This window comes from Flavobacterium gyeonganense (assembly GCF_029625295.1).
In the GTDB taxonomy this organism is placed as follows: domain Bacteria; phylum Bacteroidota; class Bacteroidia; order Flavobacteriales; family Flavobacteriaceae; genus Flavobacterium; species Flavobacterium gyeonganense.
On sequence record NZ_CP121112.1, the window covers coordinates 4,112,150 to 4,134,488 of the forward strand.

General features: G+C 36.0%; 19 protein-coding genes. 11 read left to right on the plus strand and 8 right to left on the minus strand.

Going from position 1 to position 22,339, the window contains the following annotated elements:
* Window positions 1–21: 21 nt before the first annotated feature.
* The 4 genes from P5P89_RS17840 to P5P89_RS17855 form a co-directional block, all read right to left on the minus strand.
* Window positions 22–600, minus strand: coding sequence for a PhnA domain-containing protein (locus tag P5P89_RS17840; RefSeq protein WP_278009521.1), 579 nt, complete (start codon window positions 598–600; stop codon window positions 22–24).
* Window positions 601–847: 247 nt separating this feature from the next.
* Window positions 848–1,312 carry a pantetheine-phosphate adenylyltransferase gene (coaD, locus tag P5P89_RS17845; RefSeq protein ID WP_278009522.1) on the minus strand — a complete coding sequence of 155 codons (465 nt, stop codon included), beginning with the start codon at window positions 1,310–1,312 and terminating at the stop codon, window positions 848–850.
* Window positions 1,313–1,408: 96 nt separating this feature from the next.
* Window positions 1,409–2,101, minus strand: a complete 693-nt coding sequence (locus P5P89_RS17850) for a DUF421 domain-containing protein (protein WP_278009523.1) — start codon at window positions 2,099–2,101, stop codon at window positions 1,409–1,411.
* A 186-nt stretch (window positions 2,102–2,287) separates the two neighbouring features.
* On the minus strand, window positions 2,288–3,259 hold the full coding sequence (locus tag P5P89_RS17855) for a D-alanine--D-alanine ligase (RefSeq protein ID WP_278009524.1): 972 nt from the start codon (window positions 3,257–3,259) through the stop codon (window positions 2,288–2,290).
* A 383-nt stretch (window positions 3,260–3,642) separates the two neighbouring features.
* Between P5P89_RS17855 and P5P89_RS17860 the strand changes: the two genes are divergently transcribed.
* The 5 genes from P5P89_RS17860 (at window position 3,643) to P5P89_RS17880 (ending at window position 8,010) form a co-directional block, all read left to right on the plus strand.
* A complete protein-coding gene (locus P5P89_RS17860) occupies window positions 3,643–4,266 on the plus strand; it encodes a PASTA domain-containing protein (protein WP_223680752.1) in 624 nt (207 codons plus the stop codon).
* Window positions 4,256–5,302 (plus strand): RluA family pseudouridine synthase, encoded by a 1,047-nt coding sequence (locus P5P89_RS17865; protein WP_278009525.1) that lies wholly within the window; start codon window positions 4,256–4,258, stop codon window positions 5,300–5,302. Before P5P89_RS17860 ends, P5P89_RS17865 begins: the two co-directional genes overlap by 11 nt.
* Before the next feature lie 143 nt (window positions 5,303–5,445).
* Window positions 5,446–6,228: a HipA family kinase gene (locus P5P89_RS17870; protein ID WP_278009526.1), complete on the plus strand. Its 783-nt coding sequence runs from the start codon at window positions 5,446–5,448 to the stop codon at window positions 6,226–6,228.
* Window positions 6,218–6,601, plus strand: a complete 384-nt coding sequence (locus P5P89_RS17875) for a DUF3037 domain-containing protein (RefSeq protein ID WP_278009527.1) — start codon at window positions 6,218–6,220, stop codon at window positions 6,599–6,601. Before P5P89_RS17870 ends, P5P89_RS17875 begins: the two co-directional genes overlap by 11 nt.
* A gap of 539 nt (window positions 6,602–7,140) precedes the next feature.
* Window positions 7,141–8,010 (plus strand): phospholipase A, encoded by an 870-nt coding sequence (locus P5P89_RS17880; protein ID WP_278009528.1) that lies wholly within the window; start codon window positions 7,141–7,143, stop codon window positions 8,008–8,010.
* Window positions 8,011–8,113: 103 nt separating this feature from the next.
* Here the strand turns inward: P5P89_RS17880 and P5P89_RS17885 are convergent, their stop codons facing one another.
* Window positions 8,114–8,482, minus strand: coding sequence for a GNAT family N-acetyltransferase (locus tag P5P89_RS17885; protein ID WP_278009529.1), 369 nt, complete (start codon window positions 8,480–8,482; stop codon window positions 8,114–8,116).
* A 297-nt stretch (window positions 8,483–8,779) separates the two neighbouring features.
* On the opposite strand from P5P89_RS17885, the gene P5P89_RS17890 reads away from it, so the two are divergent.
* The 4 genes from P5P89_RS17890 to P5P89_RS17905 all read left to right on the plus strand — a co-directional run bounded on the left by P5P89_RS17890 (window position 8,780) and on the right by P5P89_RS17905 (window position 14,399).
* Window positions 8,780–9,550 carry a hypothetical protein gene (locus P5P89_RS17890; RefSeq protein ID WP_278009530.1) on the plus strand — a complete coding sequence of 257 codons (771 nt, stop codon included), beginning with the start codon at window positions 8,780–8,782 and terminating at the stop codon, window positions 9,548–9,550.
* Window positions 9,551–10,042: 492 nt separating this feature from the next.
* The gene (locus tag P5P89_RS17895; protein WP_278009531.1) at window positions 10,043–11,425 is read left to right on the plus strand and encodes an MFS transporter; all 1,383 of its coding nucleotides are present in this window, start codon (window positions 10,043–10,045) and stop codon (window positions 11,423–11,425) included.
* Window positions 11,426–12,028: 603 nt separating this feature from the next.
* Window positions 12,029–13,717: a P-loop ATPase, Sll1717 family gene (locus P5P89_RS17900; RefSeq protein ID WP_278009532.1), complete on the plus strand. Its 1,689-nt coding sequence runs from the start codon at window positions 12,029–12,031 to the stop codon at window positions 13,715–13,717.
* Window positions 13,718–13,730: 13 nt separating this feature from the next.
* Window positions 13,731–14,399, plus strand: coding sequence for a P-loop ATPase, Sll1717 family (locus tag P5P89_RS17905; RefSeq protein ID WP_422851768.1), 669 nt, complete (start codon window positions 13,731–13,733; stop codon window positions 14,397–14,399).
* A gap of 75 nt (window positions 14,400–14,474) precedes the next feature.
* Here the strand turns inward: P5P89_RS17905 and thrC are convergent, their stop codons facing one another.
* The 3 genes from thrC to thrA form a co-directional block, all read right to left on the minus strand.
* Complete coding sequence (gene thrC / locus P5P89_RS17910; protein WP_278009534.1) at window positions 14,475–15,764, minus strand: threonine synthase; 1,290 nt, start codon at window positions 15,762–15,764, stop codon at window positions 14,475–14,477.
* A gap of 343 nt (window positions 15,765–16,107) precedes the next feature.
* Complete coding sequence (locus P5P89_RS17915; protein WP_278009535.1) at window positions 16,108–17,031, minus strand: homoserine kinase; 924 nt, start codon at window positions 17,029–17,031, stop codon at window positions 16,108–16,110.
* Between the two features lie 93 nt (window positions 17,032–17,124).
* The gene (gene thrA, locus P5P89_RS17920) at window positions 17,125–19,572 is read right to left on the minus strand and encodes a bifunctional aspartate kinase/homoserine dehydrogenase I (RefSeq protein WP_278009536.1); all 2,448 of its coding nucleotides are present in this window, start codon (window positions 19,570–19,572) and stop codon (window positions 17,125–17,127) included.
* A gap of 549 nt (window positions 19,573–20,121) precedes the next feature.
* On the opposite strand from thrA, the gene hutH reads away from it, so the two are divergent.
* The gene (gene hutH, locus P5P89_RS17925; protein WP_278009537.1) at window positions 20,122–21,636 is read left to right on the plus strand and encodes a histidine ammonia-lyase; all 1,515 of its coding nucleotides are present in this window, start codon (window positions 20,122–20,124) and stop codon (window positions 21,634–21,636) included.
* A 48-nt stretch (window positions 21,637–21,684) separates the two neighbouring features.
* Window positions 21,685–22,329, plus strand: coding sequence for a DUF47 domain-containing protein (locus tag P5P89_RS17930; protein WP_223680779.1), 645 nt, complete (start codon window positions 21,685–21,687; stop codon window positions 22,327–22,329).
* The last annotated feature ends 10 nt before the right edge of the window (window positions 22,330–22,339 follow it).

A 22,339-nucleotide genomic window follows, 5' to 3' on the forward strand; every position in this document is an offset into this window, starting at 1 on the left:
ATGAAACCGGGACTTTTTAAATTATATCTTCTTCACGTATTGTGTAATAATGACAATTTGCTGACCATCGACTTTTCCTTCAATATATTCAGCGTTTTCATGGTCCAGGCGTATGTTACGAACAGCAGTTCCTTGTTTGGCAACCATACTGGATCCTTTTACTTTCAAATCTTTTATTAAAACCACAGAATCTCCGTGCTGTAAAACTACGCCGTTGCTGTCGCGATGAACCAGTTTATTTTCGTCATCTTCACCTTCGCCCGTAGCTTGTGCCCATGCAAGGGTGTCTTCGTCTAAATACATCATGTCAAGTAGTTCCTGAGGCCAGCCGGCAGCACGCATACGGCTCAACATTCTCCAGGCCACAACCTGAACCGGAATGTTTTCATTCCACATACTGTCATTCAGGCATCTCCAGTGATTCAAATCGACATTGTCCGGATTTTCAATTTGGTCAATACAAGTGCTGCAAGCTAATACAGCTTCATCAATGCCTCCTTTTTGAGTCGGTAAAACCTGATATGTTTTTAGGTTTTCTTCTGCGCCGCAAAGTTCACATTTAGATCCGCTGCGTTTGCTTAATTCTCTTTCGATGCTCATGGTTTAATTTTTATTTGAGGTGGCGAAATTAGTTTTAATTTGATTCGCTTACAAATTTATATTTGGCTTTGTAAATCTTGAAATTGAAGATGTTTGTATTTGTTTTTGAAGCACAAATTTCATATTTCAAGACCGTTTGTCCCGCTAACCGCTTGTATCTTTTTCTGCCTAAAGAAGTCAGAAAAAGGATACCACTATTATCGGGGCTAAATTAGAAGTTTTGTTTTCATAAGATGATGTTTAGATACTATACATCTTTCTTCACCCTCACCGCATCTGGAACCAGCATTTCATATTCGCCTCCGTGACGTAATACATCACGAACAATACTTGAACTGATGAATGAAGTACCTGCAGCAGTTAATAAAAACACCGTTTCAATTTTAGAAAGTTTTCGGTTCGTATGTGCAATCGCTTTTTCGAATTCGAAATCGGCTGGATTACGCAAACCTCTTAAAATAAAATTGGCTTTAAGTTTTTTTGCCAGATCGATGGTTAGTCCTTCGTAAGTGATCACCGAAACTTTTGGTTCATTTTTAAAGGTTTCTTCAATAAAGCGCTTTCTTTCTTCGAGGGAAAACATGTATTTTTTTTCGGCATTGACACCTATGGCTATTATAATTTCATCAAATAAAGGAATACCTCTTTTGATAATGTCTTCGTGTCCAAGAGTAATAGGATCAAACGATCCCGGAAATATAGCTTTTTTCATTTTTTAAAGTTTCTAAGGTTCTGAGGAGCTAAGCGTCTAAGTTTTTTTCAAAGCAGCAAGCTTTGGAATTTGATATTTTTAAATATTGGAATTTCTCTACGTTATCCTTTTTGTATTTATAGCTTCAACCCATTCTTCTTTTTGGCAGACCTGGCATTTTGCGGTTCCTGCTTTTTGCTCTTCGGTATGCCCACAAAAAGTGCAGGAATAAGTACCGTCAGCTGGAATAATTTTGTTTTTTTTATTAAACAAAGCTGGTAAAATCGGTAATCCATATCCAACTTTTTCATCTTCGTAGTAAAAGATACTTACTTCACCGCTTGGTTCTATAAATGCATGTTTTACCTGTCCTAAATGTTCAACAGAATTTACACGGAGCTCAGAGAAAAATTCATCCTGGGCCAAAGTTTCTTTTTTGAAACTGGTTACAGAAAATTTTCCGTCATTAATAAGACATTCCGTTTTGCCTTCAATAAATTCTTCAAATTTTTTGCTTTTTCCGGTCAGCCAGGTTACAGCCCTGTATAAAATCATAATAACAGCAAAAACGATAATAGCCGGTACAATCCCGACATCTTCATAGAACATTGGATCTCCGGCAGCAGAACCTAAAGCAATGATGATTACGGTTTCGAAGATTGAAAGTTGTTTTACGCCACGTTTTCCGGCAAGTTTCATCGTTAACAGTAAAATGATGAACATCACGCTGGAACGAAATATTACTTCCAGAAGGAATACTACGGGTAATTCGTTAAATAACAATCTGTTCCATTCAAAGATTTCTTTCATTTTTTTTGAAGTTGCTAAGGTTCTGAGATTCTAAGTTACTAAGTTTTTTACTCTAAAACCTAAATTTTCTTGATTTGTCATTACTCCTTTGTCAGGAATTACAATATTGTATGTTTTCGTTACAAGACTAATAAAAAATAAGGTGCTAAAATCTTAGAATCTTAGCACCTCAGTATCTTAGCATCTTTAAGCCAGCGCCAGCTCAATTGCATTGGTAAACAAATCTTCCAGCGAAATTCCGGCTGCTTTTGCTTGCTGTGGAATCAGACTTTCGGTTGTTAATCCCGGAATGGTGTTCATTTCCAGCATGTGCGGTTCGTTGTTTACAATAATGAATTCGCTTCTTGAGAAACCTTTCATTTTCAATACTTCGTAAGCACGTTTGGCGGTTTCGCCAATTTTTTGTGTCAGTTCATCTGAAATTCTTGCAGGTGTGATTTCCTGTGATTTTCCTTCATATTTGGCTTCATAATCAAAGAAATCATTGTCTGAAACGATTTCTGTTATAGGAAGAACGATAATTTCGCCTTTGTAATTGATCACCCCAACAGAAACTTCGGTTCCATCAAGGAAACTTTCGATGATGATTTCGTTGTCTTCTTTGTAGGCCACTTCAATGGCGATTGGCAATTCGGCTTCGGTTTTTACTTTAGAGATTCCGAAACTTGATCCGGCTTTGTTTGGTTTTACGAAACAAGGCAGTCCCACTTTTTTCACGATTTCTTCGGTATTGATTATATCGCCTTTATTCAGGTAATAAGAAATGGCTGTTTTGATTCCGTATGGTTTTAAAACTGATAATAAATCACGTTTATTGAAGGTCACGGCAGCCTGATAATAATCACAGGAAGTCTGCGGAATTCCCAGCAGTTCAAAATACGCCTGCATGAGACCATCTTCGCCCGGAGAACCGTGAATAGCATTGAAAACACAGTCAAATTTGATTTTCTCTCCGTTTGCGGTTACAGAGAAATCGTTTCTGTCAATCGGGAATTCAGCATCATTTTCGTCAACATAAACCCATTTTTCTTTGAAAATATGAATTCGGAACCCGTTGTATTTTGTTTTATCAAGGTATTGTTTTACAACCTTCCCGCTGATTAGAGAGATTTTATATTCGCTTGAATATCCGCCCATGATGATGGCTATGTTTTTCATTTTTTGGTGTTTATGTGTTTAATCGTTTTTATTTTTTTGTTAATCTATTTTCATTCAGTTTGTCATCCCGAGGAACGAGGGATCTTCGCAAGAAACTCTACAATCAAAATCGCCAATCTTTGTCGAGCTACTAATGGAGATCCCTCGTTCCTCGGGATGACAAAGCAATATCTATAGAAAGAATGCTCTTATGAAACCTTAAAGCCCTAGCCCTGATGATAGCGGCATCCTTTTGTGCCGGGGTTCGGCGCAAAAGATACAGCGGACAGCAGGAAACAGCTCCTTATAATAACGTGTATTATTAGCTTTCTTGCTTAAAACAAAATTATCATTTTTTTTGAAACGAAATAGCTTTATCTTTGCGTTCATCTAAAAATAAATTTATGAGTTTACGTAAGTATTTAACGAGCCGTGTGTTTTTTTTACAAGTGTTGGGTGCGGCAGCTATTATTGCCGTTTTAGGTTATTTGTTTATGCATTGGCTGACGTTTACAACGGACCACGGACATGAAATTGCGGTTCCAAATTTAGCTAAACTGACGGAAGAACAGGTAGAAGAAAAACTGGATGAGCTGGATCTGGATTATGTGCTTTTGGATAGTGTTGATTACAGAAGTGAATATCCTAAATTTAGTGTTGTAGAACAGGATCCGCTGCCAGGAACGATGGTGAAAGTAGGAAGAAAAATATATATTAAAATTAATGCATCAGGATTTTCGTCTGTTAAAATCCCGGATTTAATTGATAAAACATATCGTGAAGCAGTTCCAACGTTGAAAGCGTTAGGGCTTCAGGAAGGAACGATTACTTATATTCCGAACCTTGGAAAAGATATGGTTTTGGAGCTCCGATATAAAGGCAGAAACCTGAAACCAGGAGACAGAGTATTGAAAGCATCTAAAATTGATTTGGTTTTAGGTGACGGAAAAGCAAGTTATGTTGATGAAAGTGAGGCTGTAGACAGTACTGCTGCGCCAATTGAAGAAACCCCGGCTGATGAACAATAATAATGAAGAAAATTTAGATCTGGAAGACGAGTTATTCGAACATTACAGATTTGAAGTCCCAAAAGGTCAGGCGTTTTTGCGTATTGACAAATATTTAATGTATTTGATTCCGAATGCCACGCGAAATAAAATTCAGAATGCGGCAACGAACGGAAACATTTTTGTGAATGATATTCCGGTAAAATCAAATTACAAAGTAAAACCTTTTGATGTGATAACGGTAATGTTGTCGCATCCGCCGTTTGAAAATAGGGTAGATCCGGAGGATATTCCGCTGGATATCGTTTATGAAGACAACGCGCTTTTGCTTATCAATAAACCACCCGGACTGGTAGTGCACCCGGGTCATGGTAATTATACCGGAACTTTGGTAAATGCTTTGGCTTTTCATTTTGAAAATTTACCGATGAACAGCAGTGAACGTCCTGGTCTGGTTCACCGAATTGATAAAGATACATCCGGACTTTTGATTATTGCCAAAACGGAAGCGGCTATGACGCATCTGGCCAAACAATTTGAGGCTAAAACTACAGAGCGTGAGTATGTCGCGCTGGTTTGGGGAAATGTTGCAGCAGACAGCGGAACGATCGAAGGAAACTTGGCGAGACACTTAAAAGACCGCATGCAAATGGCGGTTTTTGCTGATCCTGAAATAGGGAAACCGGCGATCACGCATTATAAAGTTTTGGAGCGTTTTGGTTATGTGACTTTGATTTCATGCAAACTGGAAACAGGAAGAACACACCAGATTCGTGCACACATGAAGCATATTGGGCATCCGTTGTTTAATGACGAGCGTTATGGAGGTCATTTGATTTTAAAAGGTACAACGTTTACGAAATACAAGCAGTTTATAGAAAATTGTTTTAAAGCTTTGCCACGTCAGGCACTTCATGCTAAAACACTTGGATTTGTTCATCCGAATACAGGTGAAATGATGCGTTTTGATACCGAACTGCCTCAGGATTTTCAGGATTGTATTGAAAAATGGCGTAGTTATGTGAAATCGCATAATACTGAGGATGAAGAGAATTAATTAGATATTTTACTAAATATTTTAAAGCTCCTGATGGGGCTTTTCTTTTTTATAATTGTGGGAATTTTGAAATCGAAAAATTAATCAAGTATAAGAATCAAATCGTCTAAAAGAGTAAGTTTGTAGAATAGTAAATACTGCATATGAAAAACAATTTCGATCTAAGAACGGTAAATGTTACCCGTTACATCACGCCTTTGCGCGAGGGAGGTTCTTTGCCTGCTTTGGCAGAGGCAGATGACGATTTTAAATATGTACTGAAATTTAAAGGTGCCGGACATGGTGTAAAAGCTTTGATTGCCGAACTGGTTGGCGGACAAATTGCCAAAGCCTTAAAACTACAGCTTCCGGAATTGGTTTTCGCTAATCTCGATGAAGCTTTTGGACGTACTGAAGCCGATGAAGAAATTCAGGATTTACTGCAGGGAAGCCAGGGACTCAATCTGGCGCTTCACTTTTTATCCGGTGCGATTACGTTTGATCCGGTGGTAACCACTGTTGATGATAAACAGGCCTCGCAGATTGTCTGGCTGGATGCTTATATTACTAATGTAGACCGAACTTTTAAAAACACCAATATGCTGATCTGGCATAAAGAATTGTGGCTGATCGATCACGGAGCATGTCTGTATTTTCATCATTCCTGGAACAACTGGGAACAACATGCCAAAAGTCCGTTTGCGTTGATTAAAGATCATGTTTTACTTCCTCAGGCTTCACTTTTAAAAGAAGTCGATGCCGAATTTAAAGCAATTTTAACTCCCGAAATTTTAGAAGAAATTGTCAATACAATTCCGTTAGACTGGCTGCAGTGGGAAGACACCGATGAAACACCGGAAGGCTTGCGAAACGTATATCTGCAGTTTCTAAAAACGAGATTAGCCAATTCTGAAATTTTTGTAAATCAGGCTCAAAATGCAAGATAGTCACTTATACGAATATGCTGTGATTCGGGTTGTACCAAGGGTAGAGCGTGAAGAATTCCTGAATATCGGAATCATTTTGTTTTGCAAAAAAGCGAAATTTATAAAAGTATTATCGCATATCGACGATGTGAAAATACAAGCTCTTTCTAATGATTTTGATCTGGAGCAGCTGTACTGCAATGTAGCAGCCCTTAAGAAAATTGCCAGTGGTGAAAAAGATGGCGGTCCAATTGGAGAAATGGATATTCCGTCACGCTTTCGATGGCTAACAGCTATTCGAAGCTCTGCGATTCAAACCTCAAGACCTCATCCGGGTTTGAGTGAAGACTTGGAGAAAACGATTCAGCGATTGTTTGAAGACTTGGTTCTTTAACAGGTTCAAAGTAGCAGAGTAGCAAAGGTTCAGAGATTTTTATTTAGAAGCTGTTCCTGCTGTCCGCTATATCTTTTGTGCCTCCCGATAGCTATCGGGACGGCACAAAAGGATGCCGCTTCCATCAGGGCTAGGGCACTCATTTTCATAATAGGCTTTCATGAAAATTTATGCATATGAATTGCAAAGTTTGAGAAACATTAAATATTATATTTCACTTAGAATTTTTCTCATTTTTATCATTCCGAGGAACGAGGAATCACACTAGAAACTCCGCAATCAGAATCGCCAATCTTTGTAGAATTACGAGTGTGATTTCTCCTCCGTCGAAATGACAAACTATGCGGTTACTTTGTGTTGAATAGAGAAAAACTTTACGCCTTCGCGCCTTTGCGAGATTAAAAAAGAAAAATTTAGCGAACCTCTGCGCACTCCTTTGCGAATCTCTGAGATAAAATGCCTAAAGTCTTTCATAATTTATTCATTTGGGGCAACTGTTGTTTTATTTGAGTTAATATTTGATATCGAAATAATATAACTTGTCAAACACAAATAATCCAAATTTAGATTACAGAATGCGCTCAAAACACCTATTCATTTTTATTATTTTATTATCAATCAAAGTAAATTCCCAAATTTTAGAGCCTATTTTAGAACCTAGTAAAAATTTTCGCGCAGCAGATTCGCTGTTGAAAGAACCTAGTTTCTCGGTTCACAGAGACAATTATTTTTTGACAGGAATACCAGTCAATACGCATGTTACCAGTGATAATGCTGATGTTAAATACCAGGTAAGTTTTAAGCTTAGATTGAACTCAGAGCCTTTATGGGGAGGTTTTTTCCCTTATTTGATGTACACCCAAAAAGCGTTTTGGGATATTTATGCCAATTCAAAGCCATTTTCAGAAATTAATTTTAATCCGGGTATAGCTCTTGTCCGTCCTTTTTATTTGAAAGGCGGAAGACTAACGTATGGGGCAATCTCAATGGAACATGAATCAAATGGCAGGGATTCTATTTATTCACGAACCTGGAACATGCTTGCTTTCTCTTTAAAATCACAGATTTCACCACGTTGGGTAGTGGGTTTGAGAGGATGGATTCCTCTTGTGGATAAGGAAGATAATCCCGGACTTACGAAATATGTGGGATATGGCGAAGCGAGTGCCACTTATCAGATACAACCCGGGCGATGGAGCGCCGACATTCTTTTCAGAAAAGGAAGCGGTCTTATCAATTATGGGTCTTTACAGACACAGCTAAACTGGCGACCATACAGAAACGAAAATTATTATCTCACCCTGCAATGGTTTGTAGGTTATACAGAAAATTTAATCTACTATCAGGAGCATAGAAGCATGTTACGTATTGGATTTACGATCAAACCGGAGAATATGGGTATTTTTTAAGGTAAAGCAGTATCGTGTTTTATAATATGAACTTTGCGACTTGGAATAATTTTCGAACCAATTTTTTAAATGAACTTACTATCACTTATATGGTGAAAAAAAATTATATAGTTTTCTCCAAATAAATAAACTCCAAAGGCTCATCAGAAACCGTAACATGAATACCACTCTCAGGAAAAGCCTCACGCTCGCCCGTATCTACATACCCATGGCGTTTATACCATGCAATAAGCTCCTGACGAACCGAAATAACGGTCATGATAATACTCGATAAGTCCAAAGATTTAGCATAATTTTCGGCTTCAGCCAAAAGCTTTTTGCCGATCCCGCTGTTTTGAAGTTCAGGTGAAACCGTCAGCATTCCTAAATACAATTGATGCTCTTTTTTCACCAATAAAACCGAACCGATAATGGTATTGTTCTCAGTATATTTCAGAATCGTGTTTTTTGGATGCTGAAAGATTCCATTCATTTCTTGTTCGTCTGTTCTTTTCCCTTCGAGTAAGTGGGCTTCGGTTGTCCAGCCTTTTTTGGAAGATTCCCCTCTGTAAGCGTTACTAATGCGGGAATGTCTTCTAAAGTTGCTTTTATAATCATTTTTTGAAATCTAAATTGTGAAATGTCAAGCGTAAAATGTTAGATGTTGTGTGGAGTTTAAATAAAAGTAAAATTACAATTTGATGTGGAATTAAACAGCTATTTTAAATTTATGTAAGCGGATATGTAAATAAAATTTTTCAAATTTGCATGAAACACAATATCGATAAGTATGAGCAGAATTCATTTATTCGAATTTGAAGATCAGCAATGGCTTCCGGAGTTTATTAGAAATTACATAACCGACTTTCTACAGTTTCTTTCTAATAAAACTGCGATGTACAAAGGCATAGTTCCGATAATCGAAAAAGGATTGAAAGAAAGCCAGACCAATCAGATTATTGATCTTGCCTCGGGTGGTGGTGGCGGACTTATCTGGCTCAACACCGAATTGCGACAAAACAATCCCGATTTGAAAATTCTGCTCACCGATTATTTTCCCAATATTCCTGCCTTCGAACACACACAAAAACAAGCCGACAATTTCGATTTTGTAAAAACTCAGGTCGATGCCAGAAACGTTCCCGAAAACCTAAAAGGACTTCGAACGCAATTTTTATCCTTCCATCACTTTAAGCCCAAAGACGCCCAGCAGATTCTACAAAATGCCATTGATACGAACAGTTCAATTGCGATTTTTGAAGGGCAGGAAAGAAGTTTTCAGAGTATTACGGCTATGATTTTTTCTCCGTTTAGTGTGTTGATGACAGCACCCTTTATAAGACCATTTCATATTGGAAGAATCATTTTTACGTATCTGATTCCGATTGTGCCGGTTTTAATTTTATGGGATGGCGTAGTTTCTTCATTAAGGACTTATTCTGTTGAAGAAATGAACGAATTGATTTCGAGGCTCGATAACAAAGACAACTTTAATTGGGAAGTTGGAAGAGTAAAATCCGGACCTACTAAAATTTTGTATTTGTTGGGCACGAGGAAATAAAATTTACAATTATAACCTAAGAGTAATCTCCGTAAACATTTTCGTCATTAAAATCTTCAATCTTTGTTGACTTTCTAACGGAGATTATTTTTTCCAATTCACTTAGCTCGTGTTTTCCTTGATCGGAATAGCAATAGCGAGTATAGGTCGTGTAATACCCGCATCGGCTAAAACTTCTTGAAAGTCATTTTATATTACTTTGCGTAAACCTGATGAATTTAATTCAAGCTTTTGTACACATGAGCGTGACATCCCGCGCTAGCATGGTAAATTCAATTTAATTTCTTGTTGATCACGAACTTATGCGATGAGTTATTGAAAATAGAATTAAATACTTAAGTATTAATACTTATATTTTTTCAAAAAACTGCGTTTTGGCAGCTTTTGTTCCAAGTTAAGCTTTTAATTTTGCTGTATAAATAAGTAAAATACTTAGAATTAAGTTTGATACTTAGAAAAATAAACAGTACTAAACGATTAAATTTTTTTGATATGAGTTCAATTTCAACAAATCAACCGCTTTCAAGTTTAAACATTTTTAGTGGCAAAGGAGTTCAGATGCGTACCTTCCACATTACATGGTTAACGTTTTTCTTTTGCTTTTTTGCATGGTTTGGTATGGCATCGCTTATGCCCATCGCCAAAGAGCAATTGCACCTGACAAAAGACCAATTAGGTAACATTCAGATTGCGTCGGTATCGGCAACCATTATCGCCAGATTATTAATAGGCCGATTAGTCGATAAATTTGGACCAAGAATAATTTATACCTGGTTATTACTGATTTGCTCCGTACCAGTATTATTGATTGGCATTTCACAATCGTATGAAAGTTTTCTGTTTTTTAGATTGGCTATTGGAGTTATTGGTGCTTCTTTTGTGATCACACAGTTTCATACTTCAGTAATGTTTGCGCCGTCCATTAAAGGAACTGCCAATGCTACAGCAGGAGGATTCGGTAATGCAGGTGCCGGTTTAGCTAATATTACCATGCCTCTTATTGCAGCCGGATTCGTGGGATTAGGAGTATGTACTAAGGAAGACAGCTGGAGATATGCTATGATTGTTCCCGGAGTACTATTATTGGTTTTTGCTTTTTTATATTTCCGATTTACCAAAGATTTGCCAAATGGTAATTATAAAGAGCTTGGAATAGAAACATCCAATAAAGAAAATACCTTTATGCTGGCTGTAAAAGACTACCGTACCTGGGTTTTGACCATTGCTTATGCAGCTTGTTTTGGAGTTGAGATTACGATTGATAATTTTGCCCCGATTTATTTTACAGATACTTTTGGTGCTAGTTTGAAAACGGCAGGAATCTGCGCAGGGATTTTTGGATTAATCAATCTTTTTGCAAGACCATTAGGCGGAATCGTTGCCGACAAAGTAGGTAAGAGATATGGTTTTTCAGGGAAAAATTTATTGCTTGCATTACTGCTTCTTGTAGAAGGTGTAGGTGTTATTTTCTTTGGAATGACAAATCAGTTAGGGGTTGCTATCTTTTTAATGTTCTTGTTTGGAATGAGTTTAAAAATGGCAAATGGAGCAACTTATAGTCTTGTACCCTTCGTAAATCCAAAGGCGGTAGGTAGTGTTGCCGGAATTGTAGGAGCAGGCGGAAATATTGGGGCGATGTTGATTGCTTTCCTGTTCAAAGCGAAAGCGGTTAAATTTACTAAAGATGTGATTGACGAAAGCGGAGTATCACAAACCAAGGATTTGATTGATTACACAAGTGCTTTTTATGTATTGGGATTCATTATTCTGGTAACAGGATTTGTAGTTTTGGCTATAAAACTTTTAGTTAAAGATAAGGAAGAAGAAAAATTACCTGCAGCTGTAAATTTAGCTTATCAAACAGTAAAATCTTAAATCTAAAAAATAGAAATAGTAAATGTTTTTGTTTGAAAAGAAAGGCTCTCTAGATAACGAGAGCCTTTCTTTTTTGCTAAAATTGATTAGATTGCTTGTCTTTACCAAACGGATTGCACCTGATCGATAGCGAACTGAAGAAGTAATCTTGTTTGCCTCCCGATAGCTATCGGGACGGCAAACAAGGATTTTCACTGCACACTAGCGAACCGAACTGACGAAGTAATCGGGGCTAAGCGAGAAATTTAATTTTTCATATTTTTTTTGCCAATTGTAGTCGTTATGTCTTTGTGGGCAAGGATTACAAATCCGCGCTATCATACGTGTGAGATATATCTGCGCGATCGGGGTAAATAATCGTTTTTGAAGATATATTAAATTGAAAAAGAGATCTTAAATTATTAAGGTTTCTTTTTTTCTTTAAGTTCAATTGCTAGCGTAAGTATAACGTTGCGCACGAAATAATATATTTCTTAAAAATGAAAATAAAAAAAGTGTGCTTTTTCTGATGTTATTGATTAAATGTTAATAAATTTTATCAACTATTGTTAAAATATAATGTATTGTTTGTTAAATTTAGCATTCATTCTAATTTTTTAATTTATGTCAGAAACAGGTTTTTTTGCATATGGAAGTCAATATTCATCAAGTGGCGAATGTATTGAAGAAGCTATTGAGCAAATTAATAAAAGTGGAGAAGCAAAAATTACTTCTTGGACAAATTTAAGAAATTCTGGCCGTTTTATAATTAATGAAGTGCTCGATGAGATAGATAGTAGTGACTTCTTTTGTTGTGATTTAACAGGTCTTAATGATAATGTACTATTTGAGCTCGGGTATGCATTAGCTCGAAGAAAGCCAATATTCATAATTAATGATGTTTCTTATGAAGATTCGTATAAAAAGTATAGAGAGTTAGATTTACTTAGCACTCTAGGTTATAAAAAGTATACTAAGACCCATGGAATAGTTAATGGTTTCTTTGACGAACGTCCATATGATCCTATTGGAAATATTTGGGATGATTTGACAAAGACAATTACTCCAGAAAAAGACACGAAAGCAATTCTCGTATTAACTAGTCAAATTGAAACCAATTATAATCTTGAAATATTAAACCAAATTGATTATTTTAATCTGCCTAAAATAGTTGATGACGCAAGTGAAAATGCTAATTTGCCCTTAAGTTGGTATATTCAAAAATTGCATTCCGTACCAGCAGTTTTAATACAATTTTCTTCTCAGACCAGAATGGGGCATGAGATACATAATTCTAAATGCGCTTTAGTTGCTGGAATGGCTGTTGGTTTAGGATTAAAAGTTCAATTACTTGCAGAAAAACCATATAGTACTCCACTTGATTATAGGGATCTATTGAAAAAATTTAGTAATAGACAGGAATGTTCAGTTATAGTCAAAGAATATTTAGTTGATTTACAAAAAGAAATTGCTTCACTTCTGATAAATGAAAGAGAAAGAATAGACACACGAAAAAAATTAAGTGAGCTGCAAAATTTAGATTTCGGGGAAGCAATAGCTGAACATGAAAGCAATAAGCTCTATCAATATTATGTAGATACATCTCATACTCAACAACTAATTAAAAATGAATATAATATAGTAGTTGGTAGAAAAGGAACAGGTAAAACAGCAACACTATATTATTTATATGAAGATTTGACCCGAGATCGTAGAAATCATGTTGTTTTGATTAAACCTATAAATTTTGAAGTGGATGGTTTGATTGCTCTTATGGAAGAATCTAATAATGAATTTGAAAAGGGATTTTTGATAGAAACTGTTTGGAAATTTTTAATTTATTCGCAAATAGCAAAATCATTATATGATCAAATTAAAGAGAAACCTCTTTTTGCTTTGTCTGAAAACGAAAATAAATATATTTATTTTATAGAGCTAAATGAAACAATTTTTCTTACTGATTTTTCTACGAGATTGGAAGAACAAATTAAAAAGCTTAGAGAAAATGAAATCAATAAAATTGGAAGTGGTAATAATAATGAATTTAGACTAAAAGTTGCTGAGATTCTTCATGATGGTGTATTTAATGAAATGAAAGATTTTTTTGGAATATTAATACCAAAAAATCATAAACTTATAGTTTTGATTGACAATCTAGATAAATCGTGGAAGAAAGATGCACGATTGAATATTTTAAGTAGATACATTTTAGGTTTACTTGGTGTGTCAGGGCGAATATTTAAAGAGCTTTCTTATATAAAATCTATTCAGACAAGTTTATCATTTCATCTTACAATTTTTTCTACGCAGTGATATTTTTAAGCATATACAACTTGTTGCTCGTGAGCCAGATAAGATTGAGGTTTCAAGATTGAAGTGGGATGATTCTGAAATATTAATTAGAATTATTGAAGAAAGATTTATAGAATTAAGCAATAATAAATATGATAGAAATCAACTTTTTGAAAAATTCTTTATTAATGAAATTGGAGGTGTACCAACAAAAGAGTTTATTATCAATTCAATTTTCCCAAGACCTCGTGATCTAATTTATTTTTGTAAAAGTTGTAAAGATATTGCGGTTTCTAGAGGTCATGAAATTATACAAGAAGCTGATGTTTTATTTGCTTATAGGGAGTATTCAAGTTGGGTTTTCAAATCACTATTAGTTGAAAACAATATCTTAAATAAACAAATGGAGGACTTTCTTTTTGAGTTAGTTGGAGGAAGTCCTATAATTAATGAGGTTATGATACGTCAATTTATGGAAAATTCTGAAATACCAATTGTTACTGAAGAAGATGTTGAAAAATTTATAGATAATTTAGTGGATTTAACGATATTAGGTAGAGAGGTTAGAACAAATGAATTTCAGTTTGAATATGATGTTGAAAATTTTAAAAAAATTAAAACGATGTCAAATAAGCTGAATTCAAAAAGATATAAAATTCATAATGCTTTGTTGCCTTTTCTTGAATGTGATATGAGAGCTTAAAAAATGTATAAAAAATAGAAGTAAAGCCATAAGATTAGTATATGCAATCCTATGGCTTTTTATTTGATTAAGATTTTACCCCAAGAAATCCTTCAACTCCTCATAACTCTTAATCTTAACACTAACTTTCTCCTCATTAATAACGCTCTCAATTTGAGCAGGAATAGGAAGTGTAATTCCTAAAGCAGGTTCAACAACATCTAAAAACTTAATAGGATGTGCCGTTTCTAAGAAAATACCAATAGCGTTAGGGTGTTTTTCCAGTTCTTTTTTCAAACCTAAATAGCCAACAGCGCCATGAGGTTCTGCGATATAACCATCTGTGTTATAAATATTTTTTAGAGCAACTAAAGTTTCTTCATCAGTATAACTATAAGAAGAGAAGTCTTTTTCGAAAGCTTTCAGGTCATTATTGTACAATTCCTGAATCCTGATAAAGTTGCTTGGGTTTCCAACATCCATAGCGTTCGAGATTGTCGCTTTAGAAGGTTTCGGGTCGTATTTTCCGTTTTCTAAGAATCTTGGTACCGTGTCGTTTACGTTTGTAGATGCAACAAAATGCTCAATTGGTAAACCTAATTTCTTTGCCATAATTCCGGCGCAGATATTCCCGAAGTTGCCGCTTGGGCAAGAGAAAACTAATGGTTTGTTTTGGCTTTTCAACGCTTTGTAAGCAAAGAAGAAATAAAACATTTGCGGCAACCAGCGTGCAATATTAATAGAATTCGCAGAAGTCAGGTTTTTATGCGCCAAAGTTTCATCTAAAAACGCTTTTTTTACCATATCCTGACAATCATCAAAAACACCGTCAACTTCAAGTGCTTTAATGTTTTGCCCTAAAGTAGTCAATTGTTTTTCCTGAATATCGCTCACTTTTCCTGACGGATATAAAATGACAACATCAACGCCGTCAACGCCTAAAAATCCGCTTGCAACTGCTCCGCCTGTATCTCCGGAAGTCGCTACTAAAACCGTGTTTTTAGCATCTTTTTTATCTTTGTTGAAATAACCCAGACAACGTGACATAAATCGCGCTCCAACGTCTTTAAACGCCATTGTAGGTCCGTGGAATAATTCTAATGAATAGATTCCGTTTTCGACTTTCACAACTGGGAAATCAAAAACTAAAGTATCAGCGATGATTTCTTTTAGTTTTGCTGCAGGTATTTCGTCTCCAACGAATTGTTTTATCGCTTCAAAAGCAATTTCTTCGTGGCTTAAGCTTTCGATTTTATCAAAAAAAGAAGGATCTAAAGGTGTGATGTTTTCCGGGAAATATAGTCCTTTATCACTCGCTAATCCTTGTATTACTGCTTCCTGAAACGAAACTTTTGGGGCATTATGGTTTAAACTGTAGTATTTCATTTTTATTTTAGATTTTTAGACTTTAGATTTTTAGATTTTTAGAAAGTAAATTCCAAATACTAAAATTCTAAATTCCAATAAATTATGTTTTACTGTTTTAATCGCCTTTTTTGTCATTTCGACGAAGGAGAAATCTTCGCAAGTAACTCCGCAACGAAAGTCAAATCTTTGTCGAGCTTCTCGCGGAGTTTCCTCCTCACGTCGGAATGACAAATAGGACGTGTTATACTTTGTGTCTCACTTTGCGTGGGCTTCGACTCAGCTCAGCCTGACAAACGTTTCGTATAAATCTTAATACTTAATTCTTCGTACTTAATACTTTTTACAATTCACATCTCACATTTTACAAAACGCGTACACCATCCGGATTAATTTTCGAAACGTGAATTTCATACGGCAAATGCATCTTCTCGTAAACCTCGCTCATGGCTTTTGCGATTTTTTCGGCAGTTTCTTTTCCTCTGCTTAAAGCGAAAATCGACGGGCCAGAACCTGAAATTCCGGAACCTAAAGCGCCGTTTTCGTAAGCCGTTTGTTTGATTTGATCAAAACCCGGAATTAAAACACTTCTTAAAGGCTCTACGATTTCGTCATGAAGCGAACGTCCAATTAATTCGTAATCTTTGGTGTAAAGACCAGCGACTAATCCGCCCACATTTCCCCATTGCATAATCGCGCTTTTCAGCGAAACGGTTTGTTTCAATACCGAACGGGCGTCAGAAGTCTTCAATTCAATCTGCGGATGAACCACTGTTGCGAACAATTCTTCCGGACTGTCAATTCTTATGATGTCAAGAGGTGCGTAGCTTCTTACCAACGTAAATCCGCCTAAAAGGGCAGGAGCAACGTTATCAGCATGCGCATTTCCGCTGGCTAATTTTTCGCCCTGCATGGCAAACTGAACCAAATCTTTACGGGAATATGGTCTTCCCAATAATTCATTGATTCCGAAAACCGCTCCGGCAGAACTGGCGGCACTGCTTCCGATTCCGCTTCCGGCTTTGATATTTTTATAAATTTCGATTTCAAATCCAAAGTCCAGCTCGTCCAAAGTTGCCAACATTGCCAAAGCCGCTACACCCGAAACGTTTTTCTCTGTTTCAAGAGGTAAATCAGCACCCACGATTTTAGTAATCCGAACGCCTTTTTGATCTGATTTTCGAACAATCATTTCATCACCCGCATTGTCCAGGCAAAGTCCAAGCACGTCAAATCCGCATGAGAGGTTTGCGATAGTGGCCGGGCAAAATAGTTTTATTTCTTTCATTTTTGGTTGTTTCAGGTTTCAGGTTTCAGGTTTCAAGTTTAACCGCAAGGTTCGCAAAGTTTCAACTTGAAACCTGAAACCTGAAACAAAAAATTATATGTTTCCAATTCTAATAACATCTGCAAAAATCCCTGAAGCCGTAACAGCTGCACCGGCTCCGGCACCTTTGATCAATAAAGGCTGATCTACGTAACGATCGGTGTAGAAAAGCACGATATTGTCTTTTCCTTCCAGGTTATAGAAAGGATGATCTTTTGGGATAAACTGTAGCCCTACGCTTGCTTTTCCTTTTTCGAACTGCGCTACGTATTTCAGTCTTGAATCTTTTGATAAAGCTTCTTTGTAAATGTTTTCAAAATGAGCCGAATGTTTGATCAATGATGCAAAAAAGTCATCGTTGTTTGTTGTTGCTAAGCATTCAGCAGGCAGAAACGATTCGTTTGCAATGGCGTCAATATCCATTTCGTAACCGCTTTCGCGAATAAGAATCAGGATTTTACGCGCTACGTCGATCCCGCTTAAGTCGATTTTCGGATCTGGTTCTGTGAATCCCTGAACTCCAGCTTCTTTTACTACATCGTGGAAAGAATTATTTTCGTCAAAATTGTTGAAAATAAAGTTCAGACTTCCTGATAAAACCGCCTGAATTTTATGCACTTTATCGCCAGAAGCAATTAAGTTTTTAACGGTATCAATAATTGGCAATCCCGCACCAACATTCGTTTCAAATAAAAACGGAGCATTGTATTGGCGTGATAAGCTTTTTAGTTTTTTATAATTATCGTAAGCAGAAGAACACGCAATTTTGTTGCAGGTTACAACGGCAATGCTTTCTTTTAAGAATTTCTCATACATTTCAGAAACGCTTGCATTTGCTGTAATGTCTACGAAAATACTGTTACGTAAATTCAGTTCTTTTGCACGTGCGATGAATTCTGTTGGAATAGCTGGTTCTCCTTTTTCTAAAGTAGCCTGCCAGTCTTTTAATGAAATTCCGTCTTCGTCAAAAACCATTTTTCTGGAGTTCGACAAAGCAATCACGCGAACATTGATTTTTAGCACCTCTTTTAAGAATTTCTTCTGGCTGTGAATCTGTTCGATGAATTTTTCACCCACATTTCCAACACCCATTACGAATAAATTCAGCTGTTTGGTATTTTCTTCAAAGAAGTTTTCATGTAAAGTATTCAGTGCTTTTTTGACATCTCTTTCATTGATCACGGCAGAGATATTTCTTTCAGAAGCACCCTGAGCAATCGCACGGATATTTACATTGTTTTTTCCTAAAGTGCTGAACATTCTCCCGCTCAGACCCTGGTGGTTTTTCATGTTTTCACCAACTAAAGCAATGATGCAAAGGTCTTTTTCAACAATACACGGATCTATTTTGTTTTGTAAAATCTCCACTTCGAAAGCCTTATTGATCGCTTCTTCGGCATTATCAGCATCCGAATTCAGGATTCCGATACAAATTGAATGCTCAGAAGATGCCTGAGTAATAAATATAACGTTGATTTTTTCGTGTGACAATACTTCAAACAAACGTTTTGAAGAACCTGAAACTCCAATCATTCCCGGACCTTCAAGTGTCAATAATGAAATGTTGTCAATATGGCTGATTCCTCTTACAGCTGCCCCGTTTGAAGGTGCCTGATTTGTGATTAAAGTTCCTTCTGCTTCCGGTTCAAAAGTATTTTTGATTAAAATCGGAATATTTTTTCTTAAAACTGGCTGAATGGTTGGCGGATACAACACTTTCGCACCAAAATGAGACAATTCCATTGCTTCCTGATACGAAATTGCAGCAATCGGCTGTGCCTGTTTTACGATTTTTGGATTTGCAGTAAACATTCCGTTTACATCAGTCCAGATTTCCAGTTGTTCTGCATCAAGCGCTCCCGCGATAATAGCAGCCGTATAATCAGAACCGCCACGGCCTAGAGTAGAAGTGATTCCGTCTAGGGTCTGCGCAATGAATCCAGGTAAAATAGTGATTTTTGAATCATTTCCTGAGAAATATTCCTGAATCAAAACATTCGAAATTTCAAAATTCACAACCGCTTTACCAAAATCAGCATTTGTTTTAATCAACTCACGGCTGTCTTTATAAACGGCATTTTTATCGATTTGCTGGTATGCCTGTGCAATAATGAAAGAAGAAAGCAATTCACCGAAACTCAAAACGGTATCAGCCGTTCTTGGCGATAATTCCCCCAATAAAAAGCATCCATCCAATAAGGTTTCCAGATGGTTGATGATTCTTTTGATATGGCTTAGCAAACTGCTTTGTTCGCTAACCGGAATAAGTTCTTTTAAGGTGTCAAGGTGTTTTTTCTCGATTTCAGCAACAACATCCCTGAAGCTTTCATCATTTTCAGCTGCTTTTGCTGCAGCCAGTTGTAACAGATCAGTTACTTTGCTTAATGCGGAAACTACTACAACGAGCTTGTCCTTTTCAGCTTTTTGTTTAACTATTTCGAGAACGAGTTTTATATTTTGCGCATTGGCAACCGAAGTTCCGCCAAATTTTAATACTTTCATTTTTGATGTTTTTTCTTTTATGCAAATATTTTTATGTATCCAACGACTTTCTTCTTTCAGAAAGAAAAGTATAGATAACCAGGATTATATGTAAAAATGTATACCCCTAAGGGGTAGTGATTGTTGTAGTAGTAAATGTTGTAGCAGCAGTTGCAACTCTTGTCTGAGCTGTCATTGAAGATTGATATTTTATGCTGTTACATTTCATTTTTGATTTTTCAAAAGTACAGTTTTTTATAAAAGTTAAAAAGCTAAATTGCCTTTTTGCGAATATTTTAATAAAACAAATGATAAAAAATCAATATTGAGTATTTGTTAAAATTAGGCGCTTTAACTTGGTTTTTTGATATATTTTGGACTAGAATTTATTTGATTTGTGATTTGTTTTTTGGCTTGATATGTATTAAAAGCGATATTCCACTTCTTGAGTTAGTATTGTGAAATAAATAATTTTGAAAAATAGCTTCTTTATAAATTTTAATTATTGTGATAAAATGTTGCTTTTTAATGTTGATTTGTTGAATTTTGATGTTTTAATTTGAAATCACCATGAGGGAAATCCATTATATTAGTACTGAAACTATAACTTTAGAAACTTTGCAGGAAATTTTAAGTCACGATAAGGCATTAGAATTATCTGAAGAAGCCAAAGTAAATGTTCAGAAATGCCGGGATTATCTGGATAAAAAAATGGCCTCACATTCAGAACCTATTTATGGAATCAATACTGGTTTTGGGTCACTTTACAGTGTGAAAATTTCGAATGAAAACTTATCTAAACTTCAGGAAAACCTGGTGAAGTCACATGCCTGCGGAACCGGTGAAGAAGTTCCTGCTGAAATTGTAAAACTGATGCTGTTGCTGAAAATTCAGTCTCTGAGCTATGGACATTCGGGTATTCAGCTGCAGACATTAAACCGTCTGGTTGATTTTTATAATAATGATATTCTTCCTGTAATATATACTCAGGGTTCATTAGGGGCTTCTGGTGATTTGGCTCCTTTGGCACATCTGTCTTTACCTTTAATAGGAGAGGGCGAAGTTTATTTTGAAGGAAAAAAAATGGCTTCTGCTGAAGTTTTAAAGCATTTTAACTGGGAGCCGATTGTTTTGCAGTCAAAAGAAGGGTTGGCTTTATTGAACGGAACACAGTTTATGGGGGCTTATGGTGTTCATATATTGATTAAAGCCTATAAATATTCGTATCTGGCTGATTTAATCGGAACCATTTCGCTCGAAGCTTTTGATGGAAGAATTGAGCCGTTTAACGAATTGATACATTTTATACGCCCACATAAAGGTCAGATTGTAACCGCACAGCGAATAAATGAATTTTTAGAAGGAAGTGAAATTATTACGCAGCAAAAAAAACACGTTCAGGATCCGTATTCTTTCCGTTGTATGCCTCAGGTTCACGGTGCTTCAAAAGATGCGATTGATTATGTTCGAAAAGTATTCAAGACCGAAATTAATTCGGTTACAGACAATCCAAATATATTTATAGAATCCGATCAGATAATCTCTGGTGGAAATTTCCATGGGCAGCCTTTGGCTTTAGCCTTGGATTTTATGGCAATTGCTTTGGCGGAATTAGGAAGCATTTCTGAAAGAAGAACCTATCAGTTGATTTCAGGACTGCGAAATCTCCCTGCATTTTTAGTTGATAACCCGGGACTGAATTCAGGATTTATGATTCCGCAATACACAGCGGCAAGTATTGCAAGTCAGAACAAACAGTTAGCAACACCTTCAAGTGTTGATAGTATTGTTTCGAGCAACGGACAGGAAGATCATGTGAGCATGGGAGCAAATGGGGCAACAAAGGCCTTAAAGGTTATGGATAATTTAGAACGTATTCTGGCAATCGAATTGTTGAATGCTTCGCAGGCAATTGCATACAGAGAGCCTTTGAAATCCAGTGATTTCATTGAAATGTTTTTAAGCAGTTACAGAGAAATTGTGCCTTTGGTTAAGGAAGACAGGATTTTACATTATGATATTGAGAAGACTATTTTGTTTCTAAATAGTTTCCAAATTGAAAACGATTTGTTAACAATGGCTTAACATTGCAAAATATTAATGAAGTAATTTTGCACTATCAAAAATATAAAAATGTCAATAAACAGTATTTTCCAATTTTTAGTGCCGAAAGACAAAAAATTCTTTCCACTTTTTGAAGAGGCTTCAAGCAATTTAATTGAATTAGCTTCTAACTTACACGAAGCTGTAAACCTTCCATTAAAAGAAAGAGAAGTCCTTTTTCAGAAAATTGATGAATTAGAGCAAAAAGGAGAAGACATTACACGTCAGACCAATCTGGAGCTGAGCAGAAACTTTATTACTCCGTTTGACAGAGAGGATATTCATACATTGATCACTTCGATTGATAACGTTGCGGATTACCTGCACGGAGCATCAAGCAGAATGAAATTGTATCAGGTTGATAAGATTACAAAGTCAATCAGAAAAATGACAGAGATTAACCTTGAAGCTTGTCAGAACATTGACAGTGCAGTAAAAGAATTAAGAAATTTAAAGAATTTCAAAGTTATTAAGGATGCCTGTTCCAGAATCAACAAACTGGAAAACAAATCTGATAACGTTTATAACAAAGCAGTTTTTGAAATTTTTGAAAACGAAACAGACGCTAAAAATATCATTAAATATAAAGAAGTGTTATCTGTTTTAGAATCAGCAACAGACAAGTGTAAGAGCGTTGCCAACATACTGGAATCTATTTCTGTAAAACATTCTTAATTCAATTTAT

What these genes read in the sequence shown, in the direction of transcription:
- P5P89_RS17840 (WP_278009521.1), bottom strand. Translation starts at nt 600, where the DNA reads ATGAGCATCGAAAGAGAATTAAGCAAACGCAGCGGATCTAAATGTGAA.
- coaD (WP_278009522.1), bottom strand. Translation starts at nt 1,312, where the DNA reads ATGAAAAAAGCTATATTTCCGGGATCGTTTGATCCTATTACTCTTGGA.
- P5P89_RS17850 (WP_278009523.1), bottom strand. Translation starts at nt 2,101, where the DNA reads ATGAAAGAAATCTTTGAATGGAACAGATTGTTATTTAACGAATTACCC.
- P5P89_RS17855 (WP_278009524.1), bottom strand. Translation starts at nt 3,259, where the DNA reads ATGAAAAACATAGCCATCATCATGGGCGGATATTCAAGCGAATATAAA.
- P5P89_RS17860 (WP_223680752.1), top strand. Translation starts at nt 3,643, where the DNA reads ATGAGTTTACGTAAGTATTTAACGAGCCGTGTGTTTTTTTTACAAGTG.
- P5P89_RS17865 (WP_278009525.1), top strand. Translation starts at nt 4,256, where the DNA reads ATGAACAATAATAATGAAGAAAATTTAGATCTGGAAGACGAGTTATTC.
- P5P89_RS17870 (WP_278009526.1), top strand. Translation starts at nt 5,446, where the DNA reads ATGAAAAACAATTTCGATCTAAGAACGGTAAATGTTACCCGTTACATC.
- P5P89_RS17875 (WP_278009527.1), top strand. Translation starts at nt 6,218, where the DNA reads ATGCAAGATAGTCACTTATACGAATATGCTGTGATTCGGGTTGTACCA.
- P5P89_RS17885 (WP_278009529.1), bottom strand. Translation starts at nt 8,482, where the DNA reads ATGAATGGAATCTTTCAGCATCCAAAAAACACGATTCTGAAATATACT.
- P5P89_RS17890 (WP_278009530.1), top strand. Translation starts at nt 8,780, where the DNA reads ATGAGCAGAATTCATTTATTCGAATTTGAAGATCAGCAATGGCTTCCG.
- P5P89_RS17895 (WP_278009531.1), top strand. Translation starts at nt 10,043, where the DNA reads ATGAGTTCAATTTCAACAAATCAACCGCTTTCAAGTTTAAACATTTTT.
- P5P89_RS17900 (WP_278009532.1), top strand. Translation starts at nt 12,029, where the DNA reads ATGTCAGAAACAGGTTTTTTTGCATATGGAAGTCAATATTCATCAAGT.
- thrC (WP_278009534.1), bottom strand. Translation starts at nt 15,764, where the DNA reads ATGAAATACTACAGTTTAAACCATAATGCCCCAAAAGTTTCGTTTCAG.
- P5P89_RS17915 (WP_278009535.1), bottom strand. Translation starts at nt 17,031, where the DNA reads ATGAAAGAAATAAAACTATTTTGCCCGGCCACTATCGCAAACCTCTCA.
- thrA (WP_278009536.1), bottom strand. Translation starts at nt 19,572, where the DNA reads ATGAAAGTATTAAAATTTGGCGGAACTTCGGTTGCCAATGCGCAAAAT.
- hutH (WP_278009537.1), top strand. Translation starts at nt 20,122, where the DNA reads ATGAGGGAAATCCATTATATTAGTACTGAAACTATAACTTTAGAAACT.
- P5P89_RS17930 (WP_223680779.1), top strand. Translation starts at nt 21,685, where the DNA reads ATGTCAATAAACAGTATTTTCCAATTTTTAGTGCCGAAAGACAAAAAA.